This is a genomic window from Kineosporia sp. R_H_3 (assembly GCF_002198675.1).
GTDB lineage: Bacteria > Actinomycetota > Actinomycetes > Actinomycetales > Kineosporiaceae > R-H-3.
This window is the reverse complement of the sequence record NZ_MWLL01000151.1, coordinates 1-17143: the sequence shown is the minus strand read 5'-3', so window position 1 is coordinate 17143 and position 17143 is coordinate 1. Positions and strand designations below refer to the sequence as shown.

The window sequence follows — 17143 nt, the reverse complement described above, 5'->3', positions numbered from 1 at the left end:
CCCCGGCGGCCGGGACCGCGGTCCCGGCCTCCGGGGCGGTGCCACCGGGTGCGTACCCCATCCGCCCCAGGGCCGTGAGCACCGCGGCGACGAGCGCGGGGTCGGCCTGCTGGTCCATCCGCGGGTACCGGATGTCGGCGCCGGTGCGCAGCGCGATCCGGGTCGCGACGCTGTCCAGCGCGGCGGCGTTGCCGGCGAAGGGGCCGCCCGCGAGCGCCTCGTAGACGCCGGTCAGCGACGTGGGGACGGCGGCCGGCATCGCGGCGACCCCACCCCGCGGGCCGCCCGGCCCGGTCGCCGGGCCGCGGGCGCGCTCGGCCGCGGCACCGCGGGAGAGCCGGTCGCCGGCCCAGCCGAGGTAGGCGACCCAGGCCGAGCTGAGGCTGCTGTCCCAGTCGTCCGGGTACACGTCGCGGGCGGCCCGCAGGACGGCGTGGGCGGCACCCTGGTACCCCTCGACCGGGAAGCCCGCGGCGTACAGCTGCGCCCCGACCCGGCCCAGCCGGTCCGTGACGACGCCGTCGGCGTCCTCGCTCAGGGCCGCCGCGAAGACCTGGGTCGTGAGCTCGTCGGCCACCGCGTGCCCGTGGTCCGCCGTCGACGCGAGGATGCCGGGGACGAGGGCGATGAGCTCGGCGTAGCAGCGCGGCCGGAACCCAGGCGCCGACCCGTCGAGCGCCGCGACGGAGTCGCGGACGACGACCATGACGTCGGCCGCGGGGCGGTCCGCCCCCGGGCTGCCCTCCGGCGCCACGCTGCTCCTCCGGCGGGACGATCACTGCGGGGAACCATGCTGGGTACCGGGCGGACACCTGGTCAAGACCTCACCGGCAGCCGCCCGGCGGACCACCCGGTGAACGCCCGGAGAACATCTGTCACGCAACGGAACCGCGCCCGGCACCGGGACATCATCGCGACGTGCCGACCATGACCAGCACCCCGCCGACCAGCAGCCCGCCGACCGGCCGCCTGCGGACCAGCACCCCGGCCCTCCTCCGGCTCGCCGTCGCCGCCGTCGTGGTGGCGGGCCTGGCCGCCGGCGGCCTCGGGGGCCTCGCCGCGCACCGCCGCGCCACCGGCCTGGAGCGGGCCCGCGCGGACACCCGGGACGTCGTCCGGCTCCAGGACGTCGCGACCCGCCTCGTCGTCGCGGACGCCGCGGCCGGGGACGACGTGCTCCGCGGCACCCGGGACGGCGGGAGCCGCGACCGGCGCTTCGGCTACGCCCTCCAGCCTGCCGCGACCGGGATGCCGATGCTCGCGGCCGACGCGACGGACCCGCGGACCCTCGCCGTCGCGAACCTGTGGCTGGCCCGGTACAGCGGCCAGGTCGAGGTCGCGCGGGCGCTCGCCCGGGAGGGCCGCCCCGGCGCGGTCCCCGCCGTGGCGGCGGCCTCGACGACCGTGCGCACCAGGGTCCTTCCCGTCGTCGGCACGGCCCGTGACGAGGCCGCCTCGCGGCTGCGCCACGACGCGACCGCGTCGTCCGGCAGCGAGCTGGTGGCGCTCGCGGTCGCGGTCGTCGCGTGCGCCGTCCTCCTCGGCGTGCAGGTGTGGCTCGCGCGCCGCTTCCGCCGGCTGCTCGCACCGCCGCTCGCCCTCGCGCTCGTCCTGCTCGCCGGGGCGGCGCTGCTCGTCGGCGGTGTCGTGCGCAGCAGCCGTGCGGAGGTGGACCGGGTGACGCTCGGCCCCTCGGCCGTCGCGCAGCACCTCGTCGCCGCCCGTTCCGCGGCCTTCGCCGCCCGGTCCGCGGAGGCCCTGGCCGTCGTCGCCGGCCGCACCCCGGCCGCCGAGCCGGCGTGGCAGCGCTCGATGCGCGAGGCGCAGGACGCGCTCGGGGCGGCGCGCCGGTCGCTCTCGACCCGGGGCGACGCCACCGAGGCGGCGGCCGTCGTCGCTGCCCGGCAGCAGCTCGACGGCTACCGGACGGCGCACGGGCGGCTCGGCGCGGCGGCCGCCTCGGGCGACCGGGAGGCCGAGGTCGCCGTCGCCCTCGACGCGAGCACCCTGGGCCCGGTGGGCGCGTTCGAGGGCTTCGACGCCGCGAGCGGGGCGCTCCTCGCGCGCCAGGTGCAGGCCGCCGACGACGGCTGGGCGCGGGCGACCACCGGCCTGCGCGCCGGCGCCCTGGCCGCGTGGGCCGTCGCCGTCCTCGTGGCCGTTCTCGGCCCCCTCGCGCTGCGGGCCCGGCTGCGCGAGTACGCGTGAGCCGGCAGGCCGGGCGCGCGGCTCACCCCCCGGCGGGGCGGCTCCCCACCGAGCCGGCGGTCGGGGGTGCAGCGTCCATCGGCCGCAGCTCGTCGGCGTAGCTCACCGAGACCCGGGTCATGACGCCGTCGTCGCTGATCGCGTACTGGCCCAGACGCCACAGCGGCGGCGAGTACGCGTGGATCGTCACGCTGCGGTCGGCGACCCCGCTCACCCGGTGGATGTGCTCGGGGCCGAATGCCAGCGACGACCCCGGGCCGAGCAGCGTCTGGCGCGGGGTGCCGTTGATCCGCGGGTTCTGCTCGCAGACCGCGCCCTCGACGACGTGGTAGGCGACCGAGGAGATGTCGTGGTCGTGCCAGCCGGTGTCGTTGACGTTCGTCCAGCACAGCAGCCAGACGTCGACGTGCTCGTCGCGGTGCAGCGAGACGAAGTGCCGGCGGTCGTCGTCGTAGGCGACGTGGTCGCGCCACAGCTCGGGGCGGGCCGCGAGGGTGTCGACGAGGCCCTTGAGCTCGTCGGTGCCCAGGCTGCGGGCCGGCAGCGCCGCCCAGACGTCGACGTCACCGCCCGGGAGCGGGCCGGCGGTCGGTGCGCAGGCCTGGGGAGACTGCGCGACGTCGGAGGTGCTCATCGTCGTCCTTCCTGGAGCGGTACCGGGGCTGCTGACGCGGCGGGGGCGCCGACCGGGACGGCCTGCGCCGGGCCGCCGTCCGGCGGCCGGCCGACGGGCCCGCCGTGCGCGGCCGGCCGGACCCCGTGCAGGAGCCGGAGCGGGTTGTCCCGGTGGACGACGGCGTCCGCGGCGTCGCCGAGGCCGGTGCCCTGCGGGACCGCCCACGGGCGGTCGGAGCCGTGCACGAGGACGTCCACCCCGAGCACCCGGACGACGGCGTCCAGGGCGCGCGGCCCGTACGACGACGTGTCGAGGAACGCGTCCGGGTCGACCCGGCCACGTTCGGTGGCGGCCGGGTCGCCGCCCGAGCGTGCCCGCAGCCGTTCGCCGTGCAGCGGCGCGAGGCCGGCGAGGAGCGTGAAGCAGACCCGCAGCCGCGGGAACGCCGGGCGGCCGAAGGCCCGGAACGCGAACCACCCCGCGTGCATCTGGGGCACGTAGTCCACGACGGGCGACCACCAGGCGGGTGCCGCCGACGGCGCGGGGGCGGCCGGCCCGGGGTGCACGAGCAGCGGCGCGCCCCGGCGTTCGAGGACGGCGAGCAGCGGCGCGCAGTGCTCCCACCCCGCGTCGTCCGCGAGCGCCGTGGCGGGCAGCTCGAGGCCGACGAAGCCGTCGTCGAGCAGGGCCGCGAGGGCCGCCGGGTCCGGTTCGACGAGGCCCGCGGCGGCCCAGGCGGCGAACGGCGCGGGCAGCGCCGCGGCGCCCGCGTGGTAGCCGGCGAGCACGGCGGCCGCCTCGTCGGGCGGCAGGTGCTCGACGCCGAGCCCGGCGGAGAGCGCGACGACGGCGAGCGCGAGCCCGTCGTCCCGGGCGGCGCGGGCCCGGGCGTCGACGTCGTGGTCGAGCGGGTCGGCGGCGAACGGGGCGGCGCCCGCGACGTGGAGCGTCCAGCCGTCGAGGTACGGCGGCAGGCGCCGGGCCCGCAGCGCCTCGACGAGGGCCGGCGTCCACAGGTGCTGGTGGACGTCGACGGAGCCGGATGGCGGCACGGGTCACCTCCTCGACGGACGACGGACGGTCAGAGCCTGGCGCGACGGTGCTTCGGGAGTGCTTCGGGAGTGCTGCGGGACGGCAGCGGCTTGGACACGAAACTCTCTGGAAACACTGATGTGAAGCGGTTCACTGAACCCGTTCACCAGAGATAGCGCGCGGATGCTGCGCCGTCAAGGGACCGACCGCCTGTCGGGACGACCTCGCCCGGCCGGGACCGTCGGACGGCGCTTGTACGCTGACCCGGTGCCCCGACCTGCCAGGCGCGTCACGATCCGCGACGTCGCGGAGGCCACGGGCCTGTCCCAGGCCGCGGTCTCCTACGCGATGCGCGGGCTCCAGGTCTCCGAGGAGACCCAGGAGCGGGTCCGCCGGGCCGCGGCCGAGCTCGGCTACGAGGCGAACCCGGTGGCCCGCGCCCTCGCGAGCGGCCGGACCGGGATGGTCGGCGTCCTGTGGGCCTCCCTCGAGGACCTCTGGCAGCAGGAGACGGTCGTCGCCCTCGGCGCCGCGCTGCTCGGTGACGACCGGTTCGCGATCGTCCTCGACTCCGGCGGCGACCCGGGCCACGAGGAACGGCTGGCCCGGCGGCTCGTCGACCAGCGCGTCGACGCGATGGTCCTGGCGCCGGTCGACCCCGCCGCGCCGTTCTGGGCGGAGGTCGCCGAGCAGGTCCCCCTCGTCGTCGTCGGCGACGCGCTCGCCGGCGCCCGGACGGCCGGCGAGGTCGTCTTCGACAACCGCAGCGGGGTGACGCTGGCCCTGGAGCACCTCGTGGCCCTCGGGCACCGGCACATCGGCGTGCTCACGCCGACCCGGCCGAGCACCCCGGACCGGCCGGGCGACGTCCACGTCCGGGCGGAGGCGGAGCGGCTCGGCGTCCGGGTGACGATCACGACGGCCCGGCACGGCCTCGACGACGCGACCGCCGCCGCGCACGACGTGCTCGCGTCACCGCGCCGGCCGACGGCCGTCTTCTGCTTCTCGGACTCGATCGCCCACGGCGCCTACGCGGCCGCACGCGACCTCGGCCTCGACGTCCCGCGCGACCTGTCGGTGCTCGGCTACGACGCCCGGCCGGTCTCCCGGCTGCTGTCCCCGCCGCTGACGACGGTCGACTGGGACACCACCGCGATCGTGGCGGCGACGGCCCGGCTCGTCACCGCGGCGGCCGAGGGCGCCCCTCGGCGGCGGCGCGTCGTCCGGCGGCCGAGCCTGCTCGAGGGCGGCTCGACGGCACCGCCGCGACGCGGCTGACCCGCCCGGCGGCTCCCGGCCCCGGCGAACGGCTCAGTCGCGCGGTGCCTGGGCCGCGCCGTCGGTGTCGGCGCTCGTCGCCGCCTGGAGGGCGGGACCGCCGAGGCCGGTGCCGGCGGTCGCGACGGTGTCCCGGTGCCCTCGCCGACGGTGCCACACGACGAGCCCGACGAGGACGACGGTCAGCGTGACGAGCGCACCGGCGCGGCCGACCGTCTTCTCGACGACGGCGTAGGAGTTGCCCGCGAGGTAGCCGACGAGGGTGAACGTGACGCCCCAGACGATCCCGCCGACGGCGTTGAAGACGAGGAAGCGGCGATACGGCATCCGGCTCATGCCGGCCAGCCCCGGCATGACGGCCCGGAAGAACGCCGTCCAGCGGCCGAGGAAGACCGCCGAGCCGCCGCGCTCGCGCAGGTAGCCGCGGGCCCCGTCGAGCTTGCCGCTGTGCCGGTGCAGCAGGCGCCACTGCAGCACCCGCTCGCCGTAGTGCTTGCCGACCTCGTACCCGACGCTGTCGCCGAGGACGGCCGCGACGACGACGAGGAGCAGCAGCCACGGCAGGCTGAGGTCGTGCCGGGAGGCGAGCACGCCGCCGAGGACGACGGCCGTCTCACCGGGCAGGACGAAGCCGAGGAAGACCGCCGCCTCGCCGAAGACGAGCAGGGCGATGACCGTGTAGGCGACGGCCGGCGGCAGGTTCAGGATCGGCTCGAGCAGGTGACTCACGGCTCAAGCCTGCCACCCGGACGGCGGTCCGGCGTCCGCCGACGGTCGGAGCACCCGTCCGCCCCCGGGGCTACCCGGGCGTGCCCGGGGGCGGGACGCACGACCGCGCCGGCCCGGGAGTGCGGTCCCGGGCCGGCGCGGTGGTTCATGCCTGCGGTGCCCGTGCGGTGCTCAGCGCCGGCCCGGACGCCGGACGAGGGCGATGCAGGAGACGGCGAGGACGACGCCCTCGACGAAGAGCGAGGCGACGCCGAGCGGCTCGAGCCAGTTGCCGATGTCGTCCATGGCGCCGGGCATGCCGGTCGTCCGGTTGACCACGTAGCCGAGGATCACCGCGGCCGACAGCAGCGCGGAGACCGCCCAGGCGCGGCGGTCGTCGCGGCGCACGAGCATCTCGGCGACGACGAGCGACACGGCGATGAGACCGAGGTAGGCGACCCCGAGGTAGGGGACCTCCTCGAGCTTGTCGGGCACGTCGACGACGTGGATGAGGGCGATGCCGAGCAGGCCGACGGCGGCGACGCCGCGGCGCAGGACGTGCTCGCCGTGCCCGGCGGAGACGGCGGCGGGGACGGCGCCGGCGACGGGCACGGCGTTCGCCGAGACCGCGGGCACGGGGGCGGCGTGGCTGGTGCGGGAGTCGAGGCTGGTCATCGCGGGTGGTTCCCTCCGTAGCGTCCGCCGGTGGGTCCGGCGGGTCCGGGTCCGGACGGCGGGGCCTGCGTCAGGTCCGTCGTCCGGGCTCGGGAACGACGCTAGGGACCGGCCGGTCAGCACCCACGGTGCGTGCGGTCAACGCACGGTAAGGCGGTCACCCGGACGGGTGTGTCCCGGGACACGTGCCGCGCGCGGAGGCCGGTCGCCCCCGCAGGGGGGGCCGTGGTCCTACGGTGGGGGCCGTGGTGGTGGTACCCGAGAGCGCTCCGACCCTGCTCGTCGTCGAGGACGACCCGACGATCGGCACTCCGCTGACCGCGGCCCTGCGCGGGCAGGGCTACGAAGTGCTGTGGGCGCTCACGGCGGCGGAGGCCCTCGAGCTCGCCGCGGACGAGCCGCCCGTGCTCGTGCTGCTCGACCTCGGGCTGCCCGACCTCGACGGCGTCGAGCTGTGCCGGCTGCTGCGGGCCAAGCTGCCCTCGACGGTCGTCGTCGTCCTCTCGGCGCGGGCGGACGACCTCGACGTCGTCCTCGGCCTCGAGGCCGGTGCCGACGACTACCTCACCAAGCCGTTCCGGCTGCCGGTCCTGCTCGCGCGCATCCGCGCCCACCTGCGCAGGCAGGGCCCGGCCGACCACCGCGGCGAGGAGGTCGTCGTCCTCGGGGCGCTCCGGCTCGACCTCGGCGCCCGGCGCTGCGAGGTGCACGGCACCGAGGTCGCGCTGCGGCCGAAGGAGTTCGAGCTGCTCGCGGCGCTCGTCGCCGAGGCGGGTCAGGCGGTGACCCGGGAGCAGCTCATGAGCGACGTCTGGGACGCCAACTGGTCGGGCCCGACGAAGACCCTCGACATGCACATCTCGTCGCTGCGCAAGAAGCTCGCCGAGCACGGCGAGGACCCGGAGCGGATCGTCACGCTCCGCGGGTACGGCTACCGCTACGACCCGCCCGCGTAGCCCCGGTCAGGCCCTGCGGCGCACCGGCCCGGAGACCGACGGGGCAGCCGCCCGGGCGGCGGACGGCGCGTCCGGACCGTCGGGCTCGTCCGGCGCCCCGAGCGGCAGCAGCACCGCGAACGTCGCCGGCACCGCCCGCACGAGCTCGAGCCGGCCGCCGTCCGCCTCGACGAGCGAGCGGGCCAGCGACAGCCCGATGCCGGTGCCCTTCGCGTCCGCGGACCGCCGCACCCAGATCCGCCGCGGGTCGCCGCCGACGCCGTCGCCCTCGTCCGACACGTCGACGAGCACGGCGCCCTCGAGCCCCCGCACGGTGACCCGCACCGCACCGGCGCCGTGCACGAGCGCGTTGTCGAGCAGGACGTCGAGGACGGTGCGCATCGCCGGCTCCGAGACCGCGGCGAACGCCGGCCGCTGCTCGAACCGGACCAGGACGTCGCGGCCGAGGGCCTGCAGCCGCGGCCGCCAGGAGGACGCGACGTCGGCGACGACGGCGGCGACGTCGGCCCGGGTCCGGGTGCCGCCCGTGTCGCGGGCCAGCGCGAGCAGGTCCAGGACGGTCTGCTCGAGGCGGTCCAGGCCGACGAGCGCGTCCGAGGCGGCCTGGCGCAGGTCCGCCCCCGGGGTGATGAGCGCCGACTCCAGCCCGATCCGGACGGCGGTCAGCGGGGTCCGCATCTGATGGCTCGCGTCGCTCGAGAACGCCCGCTCGCGCTCGAGCATCCCGCCGAGGCGGCGCGCCGTCCGCTCGAGGTTCTGGCTCGCGGCGTCGACCTCGGCGACGCCGGCCCGGACGGCGCGCACGGTGAAGTCGCCCCGGCCGAGCGCCTCGGCGGCCCGGGCCAGCGACTCCAGCGGCCGGGCGATCCGCCGTGCCCGGGACCGCGCGACCGCCGCGACGACGAGCAGCACGAGCAGGCCGATGCCGGCCATCGCCGCCCACGCCGCGTAGGTGCGCTCGAGGTACTCGTGGGAGTTCTCCGCGGCCCGCACGACGAACGCCTGCCGGCCGTCGTCGTCCGGCACCGGGACGGCCACGACGATGCCGGAGCGGCCGACGGTCTCGGTCTCGACGAGGGTGTCGGCCGCCTCCCGGACGACGGTCTCGGCACGCTGGGGGCCCTCGCCGAGCAGGAGGTCGCCCGAGGAGCTGTACACGCCGAGGACGACACGGGACGAGTGCGGCTCCGGCAGCACATCCGCCATGCCGGACGCCGTGCCCCCCCGGAGCGCCTCGAGCACCCGGTCGTTCAGCTCGGCCCGGGCGCGTTCGGCGTCCCGGGCGACGTCACCGGCGGTCTGGTTGCGGTACAGGCCCTCGACGGCGACGCCGAGCGGCAGCGCGAACAGGAGCATCGCCAACGCGGCGCCGAGGAGGATCGACCGCTGCAGGATCGTGCTGAGCAGCGGGACCCGGCGCGCACCGGGCTGCTGCGTGTCGTCCACGTCGCCAGCGTAGGGCGCGCCCGCGGCCGGTCGGGCCCCTCGGCGCGCGGGTGCGCTCGGTAGCGTTCGGCATGTGACGCAGCAGCGCGACCTCGACGTCCTCGTCGTCGGCGACCTCAACCCCGACCTCGTGCTGCGCGGCGACGTCGTCCCGCGGTTCGGGCAGGCCGAGCAGCTCCTCGACGCCGCCGACCTCGTGCCCGCCGGCTCCGCCGGGATCGTCGCGGCCGGCACGGCCCGGCTCGGGCTGCGGACCGCGCTCGTCGCGCACGTGGGCCGCGACCTCTTCGGCGACCAGGTCGTCACCGCCCTCGCCGCGCGCGGGGTCGACACCTCGACGGTGCGGGTCGAGGACGACGTCCCGACCGGGCTGTCGGTCATCCTCTCCGCGCCCGACGACCGGGCGATCCTCACCCGGCTCGGCGCGCTGCCGCTGCTCGACCCGGACGCGGTCGGCGACGACCTGCTCGCCCGGGCCCGGCACGTGCACGTCGCCTCGTGGTTCCTGCTGCCCGGGCTCGCGGACCGCGGGGCCGGGCTGCTCGCACGGGCGCGGGCCGCGGGCTGCACGACGTCCCTCGACACGAACTGGGACCCGGCGGGCCGGTGGAGCGGGGTCGCCGATGCGCTGCCGCACGTCGACGTCCTGCTGCCGAACGGCACCGAGCTCGTCGCGCTCGCCGCGGCGCTGGCGGGGGCCTCAAAGGGCGGCACGGACGACGGCACGGACGGGCTCGGGGCCGCGGCCGCCGTCCTGCGTGCCGCGGGTCCGCTCGTCGCGGTCAAGGCCGGTGCGGCCGGTGCGCTCGGGTGGGACGCCGCGGGCCGGCACGCGGCGCCGGGGCTGACCCTGGACGTCGTCGACACCACCGGTGCGGGAGACTCGTTCGACGCGGGGTTCCTCGCGGCATGGCTCGACGGACGTCCGTTCGCCGAGTGCCTGCGCTGGGCCGCCGTCGCGGGGTCGCTCTCGACCCGCGCGGCCGGCGGCACGAGCGCACAAGCGACCCGCGCAGAGGTCGAAGGGCTGGTATGACGGTCCCATGACGAGTGCGACGGCATCGGGCGGCGCGGGCGGACGACGCCCCGCGCGGATCGTCTGCGTCGCGCTGAGCCCCAGCATCGACGTCACCTACGTCGTCCCGCACCTCGCGCCGGGCACGATCCACCGCCCCGCCGAGGTCTACCGGGTGCCCGGCGGCAAGGGCTTCAACGTCGCCCGCGCGGCCCGGGCGCTCGGCGCGGACGTCGCGGCGGCCGGCGTCCTCGGCGGGGACTCGGGCGCGTGGATGGTCGCGATGCTCGCCCGCAGCGGGATGCGCCTGGCGACCGTCATGGGCATCGAGCCGACGCGGACGTGCGTGTCGGTCTCCGACCGGTCGGCGGGCACGCTCACCGAGTTCTACGAGCCGCCCCCGCGGATCACGCCGAAGGCCTGGTCGGACCTGCTCCACACCGTCGTCCGGGTCTGCGACGAGCACCCGTCATGGGTGTCGCTGTCCGGCTCGCTGCCGCCTGGCCCGGTCCCCGAGGCGCTCGCCGACCTCGTCGCCGCCGCGAAGGGCGCGGGCGCGAAGGTCGCCGTCGACACCCACTCGACGGCGCTCGCCGCCGCGGTCGGTGCGGGCGCGGACCTGTTGAAGGTCAACGTCGAGGAGGCCGCCGCGCTGCTCGGCTCCGGCCGCGGCACCGGCTACGGCGACGGTGGCGACGACGCCACCGGCGCGGACCCGCTCACGGCCGCCCAGCTGCGCGACCCCGCGGTGCTCGCGACCGCGCTCCTCGCGGCGTCCCCGCACACCTCGCTGGCGATCGTCACGGCCGGCGCGGACGGCGCGGTCGTCGCCTCCCGGACCGGCCCGCCGCTGCGGGCGACCCTCGACGTCCGCGGCGACTTCCCCGTCGGCAGCGGCGACTCCTTCCTCGGCGGGCTGCTCACCGCGCTCGCCGACGCCCCCGACGACGTCGAGACCGCGCTGCGGCTCGCGATGGGCGCGGGCGCGGCGAACGCGCTGACACCCGGCGCCGGGGTGCTCGACGCCGGGACGGCCCGCACGCTCGCGGAGAAGGTGCTCGTCACGACGCTGTCGCCGCTGTAGGCGACGGGCCCCGCGGCGGGGCGCCGCCCGGCCGTCAGCCCTTGAGCCCGCTGAACGTCATCGTCGCGACGAACTGCCGCTGGGCGAAGAGGAACGCGAGGATCAGCGGCATCGTCGCGACGACGTTGCCGCTCATGAGGAGCGACCACTGGGTGCGCCGGGTGCCCTGGAAGTTCGCCAAGCCGAGCTGGATCGTGTAGCTGCTCTCGTCGTTGATCGCGACGAGGGGCCAGACGAGGTCGTTCCAGGAGCCGAGCAGGGTGAAGATCGCCAGGGTCGCGAGCGCCGGCCTGGCCAGCGGCAGGACGATGCGCCAGAACACGCCGAAGGTCGAGCAGCCGTCGATCCGGGCGGCGTCCTCGAGCTCGGTCGGCAGCGACAGGAAGAACTGACGCATGAGGAAGATGCCGAACGCCGAGGCGAGCCACGGCACGAACGCCGCCGCGAGGGTGTCGACGAAGCCGAGGCGGGCGAACAGGACGTACGTCGGCACGAGGAGGAGCTGGGTCGGGATCATCACCGTGCTCAGCAGGAGGAAGAACCCGACCTGCCGGCCGTGGAACCGCAGCCGGGCGAACCCGTAGCCGGCGAGCGAGCAGAGCGCGAGGTGCGAGACGACGGCGACCGTCGCGACGAGCGTCGAGTTGAGCAGCCAGTGCAGCACCGGGGTCTGGGTGAGCAGCCCGACGTACCCGCTCGCCCGCTCCTGGCCGCGGCCGCCGGCGCTGCCGAGGTCGATGCTCCGCGGCAGGAAGCGCGGCGGGAACCGGTTGATCTCGCTGTCGTCCATGAACGACGTGAGCACCATCTGCACGAGCGGGAAGACGAACGCCAGCGCCATCGGGGCGAGCAGCAGGTGCCACGGGCTGAAGGGCAGCCGGCGGCGCCGGACGGGATTCGTCGTCGCCCGCTCGACGGGGCCGGGCGCGTCGTCCCGGACGGCGACGCGGCGGTCGACGGCCATCAGAACGCCTCCGTTCCGCGGCGCCGCGCGTAGACGACCATGCCGAGGGTGATGAGCATCGTCACCGCGAAGAGCCCGTAGGAGACCGCGGACGCGTAGCCGTACCGCTGCAGCTCGCGGAACTGGTAGTAGACGTAGTAGACGACGGTCTGAGAGGCGCCGAGCGGCCCGCCCCGGGTCGTCGTGTAGATGATGTCGAAGAGCTGCAAGGCCGTGATCGTCTGCCAGACGGCCGTGAAGACCGTGACGGGGCGCAGCTGCGGGACCGTGACGTACCGGAAGACCTGCCGGCGGTTCGCGCCGTCGACGAGGGCGGCCTCGGTGAGCTCGCGCGGGATGTCCTGGAGCGCCGCGAGGTAGACGACGACCGTGAACCCGACCGAGCCCCACAGGGAGACGAGCACGAGGACGAGCAGCACCTGGGAGGGGCTCTCGAGGAACTGCTGCGGCGCGACGCCCACCGAGCGCAGACCGGCGTTGACGATGCCGAACTGGGGGTTGAAGACGAACGTCGCGAGGATGCCGGTGACGGCCGCGGAGACGACGAACGGCACGAAGATGCACGTGCGGTAGAAGCCGGCGAAGCGGATCGGCTGGTTGAGCGCGATCGCGATGAGCAGCCCGAGCAGGAGCGACAGCGGCACGAAGAGCGCCGTGAGCACGACCGTGTGCCGGACGGCGGAGAACAGGTCCGGGTCGGACGCCATGAGCTGGTAGTTGGTCCAGCCCAACGGTTTCGGCGGCGCGATGCCGTTCCACTTCTGCCGCGAGATGCGCAGCGCCCACAGCGCCGGGAACACCGACAGGCCGAGGACGACGAACGTCGCCGGGCCCGCGAAGCCCCAGCCGGTGAGGTCGCCGACGAGCCGGCGCCGGACCCGCGTCGTCCGCGCCGGACGGACGGGCGCGGACGACGCGAAGACGGTCACGCTCAGCCGCCGGCGAGGGCGACGTCCGCCTTCTTCGCCGCCTCGTCGAGGGCCTGCTGCGGGGTCGCGGCACCCTGCAGCGTCTTGGCGATCGCCTCGCCGACGTAGCGGCTCAGGCCGACGTAGCCGCTGACGGTCGGCCGCGGCTTCGTCGCGTTCTGCAGGTTGGCGAACATGACGTCACCACCGGGGTACTCCTTGACGTACTGGGCGAACTCCGGGGTCGACGCCGCCGACGACCGCAGCGGCAGGTTGCCCTGCGCGAGGTTCCAGCGGACGTCGACCTCGGGCGAGGTGAGCCACTTGACGAGCTCGAAGGACCAGTACGCCTTGTTCGCGTCGCCGTGGTCGTAGAGCACCCAGACGTCGGGGCCGGAGACCGTCTGGTGGTTGCCGTTCACGCCGGGCAGCACCTGCACCTTGTACGGCGTCTTCTTCTGCACGAGGTCGTAGAGCTGCCAGGGCCCGGAGATGATCATCCCGATCCGGCCGTCGGCGAACAGCGGGCCGTACTTCTCGTCGGTCTGGTCGAGGTAGACGCTCTTGTCGTCGACGGCCATGGCACGCAGCAGCTCGAGGGAGTCGACGCCCGCCTGGCTGTTGAACGCGGACTTCTTCTCGTCCGCGGTGAGGACGTCGCCCCCGCGCTGCCAGAGCAGCGGCCAGAAGTGCCACGTCGTGTCCTCGGAGCCGGAGACCGAGTACGCCGTCCCGTAGATGTTCTTCGCCGGGTCGCTGATCGCCTTGGCCGCGGCGCGGAAGTCGTCCCAGGTCCAGTCCGCGGTCGGCTCGGCGACGCCCGCCGCCTCGAACAGCTCGGGGTTGTAGATGAGCGCGAGGTTGTCGACGATCGCCGGGACGCCGAGGACCTTGCCGCCCGGGGACGCCGTGAGCCGCGCCGACTCGGGGAACTGCTCCCACGCGACGGCCGGGTCCTTGACCTTCTCGGTGAGGTCGAGCGTCTTGCCCGACTCCCCCAGCTGCGTCGCCCAGGAGCCGAACGCGTAGCTGATGTCCGGGTAGGTGTCGCTCGCGAACCCGGCGGTGAGCTTCTGGAGCAGCTCGTCGGTCGTCGGTGCGCCGGAGCTCGCCTCGATCGTCACGTTCGGGTGCAGCGCGGTGAACTCCTTCGCGAGGCCGTCGAGCGTCTTCTGCGCGTCGGAGCTCTGACCGGTCCACCACTGGAGGGTCACGGGGGCGGCGGTGTCGGACGGCGACGCGGGGGCCCCGCCGGTGCCCGCCGACGAGCCGCCGCTGCAGGCGGCGAGGACGACGGCGGTCACGGTGGCGAGGGCGGCACCGAGGAACCGCCTGCGGCGCAGGGGATCGGTGCTCCGGGCAGCCTGGAGGGTGGTGAGGCGGCTGGTGGATCGGCGGGTCATGGGGTGGCTCCGTTCCGCGCGAGGACGACCGACCGCGTGAGGTGCCGCGGACGGTCCGGGTCGAGACCGCGGTGGCCGGCGAGCGCCACGGCGACCCTCTGGGCGAGCACGAGCTGGACGAGCGGGTCGTCGTCCGAGACGACGGTTCGGGCCCGGGTGACGGCGATGTCGTCGACGAGCCCCGCGGGCGGCGGCCCGAAGACCCAGACCGCCGAGCGCGGGCCCGCCACGGCGAGCGGCCCGTGCCGGTAGTCGAGCGCGGGGTAGCTCTCCGACCAGGTCTGGGCGGCCTCGCGGATCTTCAGCGCGGCCTCGTGGGCCAGGCCCGTCGTCCAGCCGCGGCCGAGGTAGACGTGATGGTCGACGTCCTCGACGTCGAAGGGCAGGCCGCGGTGGACGGCGGCGGCGCACGCCGCCGGCAGCCCGGCGACGTCCTCGCCGAGCGCCGCCCGGGCCAGGAGCACGGTCGTCGTCGGGAAGCGGGTCTGGACGACGCTCTTCTCGTCGGCGAGGTCGAGGACGACGACGTCGTCGGCGAGCGCCTCGACCGGCGAGCCGGTGACCGCGGTGACGACGCTGCGCCGGCTCGACCGGCCGACGGTCTCGAGCAGGTCGAGCACCTCGGTCGTCGTCCCGGAGCGGGTCAGCGCGACGACCCGGTCGTACCCGCGTCCCGTCGGCGCCTCGGAGGCGTACGCCCAGTCGGTGAGCCCGACGTCGCCGCCCTCCCGGAGCGCGGCGATCGAGGCCGCCATGAACGCGGACGTCCCGCACCCGACGACGAGGACGCGCTCCCCCGGGTGGGCGAGGACGTCCCGGAACGCAGGGGTCAGTGCCAGCGCGCGGTCCCAGACATCGGGCTGGCTGAGGATCTCGGTCTCGGTGAGGCTCATCCCGGCCATTGATACGCTCGCTTCTGCGCGAACTGCAATGGAAGTGCGTGAAGTGAGCAGTCGAACTGCGCGCTTCAGTCACTCTGCGGATCCTGCGGTGACCGAGAGGTGAGAACACGTGACGGACACCCCGACGGAGCGCCTCGTCGACACGCTCCTCCTCAAGGACTGGCGCCCTCGCCCGCAGACTGTCACGGACGTGACGCCGGTCCCCCGGCCGGCCGTCCCGGTCGTCGACGCCCACAACCATGTCGGCCGCTGGCTCTCCCCCGACGGCGGCTGGCTCGTCGACGACGTCCCGGCCCTGATGCGGGTCCTCGACGACCACGACGTCGCGACGCTCGTCAACCTCGACGGCCGCTGGGGCGACGAGCTCACCGCCAACCTCGACCGCTACGACCGCACGCACCCCGGCCGCTTCGCGACCTTCGCGCACCTCGACTGGACCGCCCTCCGGGCCGACGACGCGGCGGCCGCCCTCGTCGTCCAGGTCGACGACGCCGCCCGGCGCGGCGCCCGCGGGTTCAAGGTCTGGAAGGACCTCGGCCTGACCCACCGCGACGGCACGGGCGCCCTCGTGCTGCCGGACGACGGCCGCGTCGTCACTGCCCTGGCCCGCGCGGGCGACCTCGGGCTGCCCGTCCTCGTCCACACCGCCGACCCGGTCGCCTTCTTCGACCCCCTCGACGCGACGAACGAACGCGTCGACGAGCTCGGCGAGCACCCCGACTGGTGGTTCGGCGGCCCCGGCCTGCCGACCTTCGCCCGCCTCATGACCGCCCTCGAGACCCTCGTCGCCGCGACCCCCTCGACGACCTACGTCGGCGCCCACGTCGGCTGCTACGCCGAGAACCTCACCTGGGTCTCCCGCATGCTCGACGACCACCCGAACTTCAACGTCGACACCGGCGGCCGCTTCGCCGAGCTCGGCCGGACCCCGCGGGCCTTCCGCCGCCTCGTCGAGCGGCACCCGACCCGGGTCCTCTTCGGGACCGACGCGTACCCGCCGGACGCCACGGCCTACGAGACGGCGTTCCGGTTCCTCGAGACCGAGGACGAGGCCTTCGAGTACGCGCCCGGCGAGAGTGTCCCGCCACAAGGCCGTTGGACGATCTCAGGAGCCGGCCTTCCGTCGTCCCTCTTGCCGTTGGTGTACGCGGACAACGCTCGGCGGGTCTTTCGGCTCTGAGGTCTTTGCTGCGCGACGTCGGGTGCCTCGGGGCGGAGGGAGGGGGTCCGGAACCGGAGGTGACTCGGCTCGTCCGGCTGTCGAGACGGGCGGCTGTTGGTGGGCGTGGTTTCCGTTGCCGTCTCGACAACCGGACGATCCGAGAGCCTCCGGCTCCGGACCCCCTCCCTCCGCTCGTGCCGCGCGCTTGTTCCGGGACTTTCGCGGCCGGGTGGCCCCTCGAGTCTTGGTGCGCGCGTCGGCTCCGGCTCGCGCTCCGTCGGGGGTTCGGCCCTTCGGGTGGTTCTGGGCGGCTTCCGTGGTCGTAGCGGGTCTCGCGGGGCGCTCGCCGTCCGTGGGGCGCTGGGGCCAGGGCATCGGCCGTGCGGCCGTGCGGGCGTGCGGGCGTGCTGTTGACCGCGTAGGTCCTCGACCCGCTGCCCGGCAGCGGGGTGTCCCCGACTTCTGTGGTGCGGACGAGCCGCCGCCCGCCCGGCCGCCGTCCCTTCCCGCAGCCCTGAACCCAATGCCCCACAGACGGCGCGAGCCCTACGGGACCCGCTACGCGTACGGCAGCCGCCCGGAACCACCACCAGAGACCACGCTCGCGGGCAGGCGAGCCGAACACCCCCGAACCGCACCCGCGCAGCAGCCACAAGGGCCCGCGTGGCCGGCGAGCCATCCCTGCCGCCGGGCCGAGACGAGCGGTGGGAGGGGGTTCGGGGCCGGGGGCTCTCGGGTCGTCCGGCTGTCGAGACGGCTACGGAACCGGCACGAACGAGAAGCCGC

The 17143-nt window shown here is 75.6% G+C and carries 16 protein-coding genes; 6 read left to right on the top strand and 10 right to left on the bottom strand.

Annotated features, from left to right (window positions below):
* Positions 1 to 754, bottom strand: a 754-nt coding sequence (locus ECOMGDLI_RS15320) for a hypothetical protein (RefSeq protein WP_143447725.1), incomplete at its 3' end; no start/stop codon positions are given.
* Between the two features lie 173 nt (positions 755 to 927).
* Between ECOMGDLI_RS15320 and ECOMGDLI_RS15315 the strand changes: the two genes are divergently transcribed.
* Positions 928 to 2208 (top strand): hypothetical protein, encoded by a 1281-nt coding sequence (locus tag ECOMGDLI_RS15315; protein ID WP_088317684.1) that lies wholly within the window; start codon positions 928 to 930, stop codon positions 2206 to 2208.
* A gap of 22 nt (positions 2209 to 2230) precedes the next feature.
* On the opposite strand, the gene ECOMGDLI_RS15310 is transcribed toward ECOMGDLI_RS15315, so the two are convergent.
* Complete coding sequence (locus ECOMGDLI_RS15310) at positions 2231 to 2842, bottom strand: cysteine dioxygenase family protein (RefSeq protein ID WP_088317683.1); 612 nt, start codon at positions 2840 to 2842, stop codon at positions 2231 to 2233.
* Positions 2839 to 3876 (bottom strand): amidohydrolase family protein, encoded by a 1038-nt coding sequence (locus ECOMGDLI_RS15305; protein WP_198954885.1) that lies wholly within the window; start codon positions 3874 to 3876, stop codon positions 2839 to 2841. Before ECOMGDLI_RS15305 ends, ECOMGDLI_RS15310 begins: the two co-directional genes overlap by 4 nt.
* A 247-nt stretch (positions 3877 to 4123) precedes the next feature.
* On the opposite strand from ECOMGDLI_RS15305, the gene ECOMGDLI_RS15300 reads away from it, so the two are divergent.
* Positions 4124 to 5134 (top strand): LacI family DNA-binding transcriptional regulator, encoded by a 1011-nt coding sequence (locus ECOMGDLI_RS15300; protein ID WP_088317682.1) that lies wholly within the window; start codon positions 4124 to 4126, stop codon positions 5132 to 5134.
* 33 nt (positions 5135 to 5167) lie between these two features.
* Here the strand turns inward: ECOMGDLI_RS15300 and ECOMGDLI_RS15295 are convergent, their stop codons facing one another.
* Together ECOMGDLI_RS15295 and ECOMGDLI_RS34675 are read right to left on the bottom strand one after the other, a co-directional pair.
* Positions 5168 to 5863, bottom strand: coding sequence for a DedA family protein (locus tag ECOMGDLI_RS15295; RefSeq protein WP_088317681.1), 696 nt, complete (start codon positions 5861 to 5863; stop codon positions 5168 to 5170).
* 171 nt (positions 5864 to 6034) lie between these two features.
* On the bottom strand, positions 6035 to 6517 hold the full coding sequence (locus tag ECOMGDLI_RS34675) for a hypothetical protein (protein ID WP_088317680.1): 483 nt from the start codon (positions 6515 to 6517) through the stop codon (positions 6035 to 6037).
* Between the two features lie 245 nt (positions 6518 to 6762).
* Here ECOMGDLI_RS34675 and ECOMGDLI_RS15285 point away from each other — a divergent pair, with 245 nt between their 5' ends.
* Entirely contained in the window at positions 6763 to 7473 is a 711-nt protein-coding gene (locus tag ECOMGDLI_RS15285; RefSeq protein WP_233153468.1) for a response regulator transcription factor, read from the top strand.
* 6 nt (positions 7474 to 7479) lie between these two features.
* Here ECOMGDLI_RS15285 and ECOMGDLI_RS15280 read toward each other — a convergent pair whose 3' ends face one another.
* Complete coding sequence (locus ECOMGDLI_RS15280; protein WP_088317679.1) at positions 7480 to 8919, bottom strand: sensor histidine kinase KdpD; 1440 nt, start codon at positions 8917 to 8919, stop codon at positions 7480 to 7482.
* Between the two features lie 73 nt (positions 8920 to 8992).
* Here ECOMGDLI_RS15280 and ECOMGDLI_RS15275 point away from each other — a divergent pair, with 73 nt between their 5' ends.
* Complete coding sequence (locus tag ECOMGDLI_RS15275) at positions 8993 to 9955, top strand: carbohydrate kinase family protein (protein WP_088317678.1); 963 nt, start codon at positions 8993 to 8995, stop codon at positions 9953 to 9955.
* Between the two features lie 7 nt (positions 9956 to 9962).
* Entirely contained in the window at positions 9963 to 11018 is a 1056-nt protein-coding gene (locus ECOMGDLI_RS15270; RefSeq protein WP_088317677.1) for a 1-phosphofructokinase family hexose kinase, read from the top strand.
* Between the two features lie 34 nt (positions 11019 to 11052).
* Here ECOMGDLI_RS15270 and ECOMGDLI_RS15265 read toward each other — a convergent pair whose 3' ends face one another.
* Genes ECOMGDLI_RS15265 through ECOMGDLI_RS15250 form a run of 4 tightly spaced genes read right to left on the bottom strand, consistent with a single transcriptional unit; the run spans position 11053 to position 15186 of the window.
* Positions 11053 to 11982, bottom strand: a complete 930-nt coding sequence (locus ECOMGDLI_RS15265; protein WP_088317676.1) for a carbohydrate ABC transporter permease — start codon at positions 11980 to 11982, stop codon at positions 11053 to 11055.
* Positions 11982 to 12911: a carbohydrate ABC transporter permease gene (locus ECOMGDLI_RS15260; protein WP_198954884.1), complete on the bottom strand. Its 930-nt coding sequence runs from the start codon at positions 12909 to 12911 to the stop codon at positions 11982 to 11984. Before ECOMGDLI_RS15260 ends, ECOMGDLI_RS15265 begins: the two co-directional genes overlap by 1 nt.
* 2 nt (positions 12912 to 12913) lie before the next feature.
* Positions 12914 to 14293, bottom strand: a complete 1380-nt coding sequence (locus ECOMGDLI_RS15255; RefSeq protein ID WP_088317674.1) for an ABC transporter substrate-binding protein — start codon at positions 14291 to 14293, stop codon at positions 12914 to 12916.
* Entirely contained in the window at positions 14290 to 15186 is an 897-nt protein-coding gene (locus ECOMGDLI_RS15250; protein ID WP_088317685.1) for an SIS domain-containing protein, read from the bottom strand. The genes ECOMGDLI_RS15255 and ECOMGDLI_RS15250 overlap by 4 nt, the downstream gene beginning before the upstream one ends.
* A gap of 118 nt (positions 15187 to 15304) precedes the next feature.
* On the opposite strand from ECOMGDLI_RS15250, the gene ECOMGDLI_RS15245 reads away from it, so the two are divergent.
* Entirely contained in the window at positions 15305 to 16375 is a 1071-nt protein-coding gene (locus ECOMGDLI_RS15245; RefSeq protein WP_088317673.1) for an amidohydrolase family protein, read from the top strand.
* Positions 16376 to 17143 lie beyond the last annotated feature (768 nt).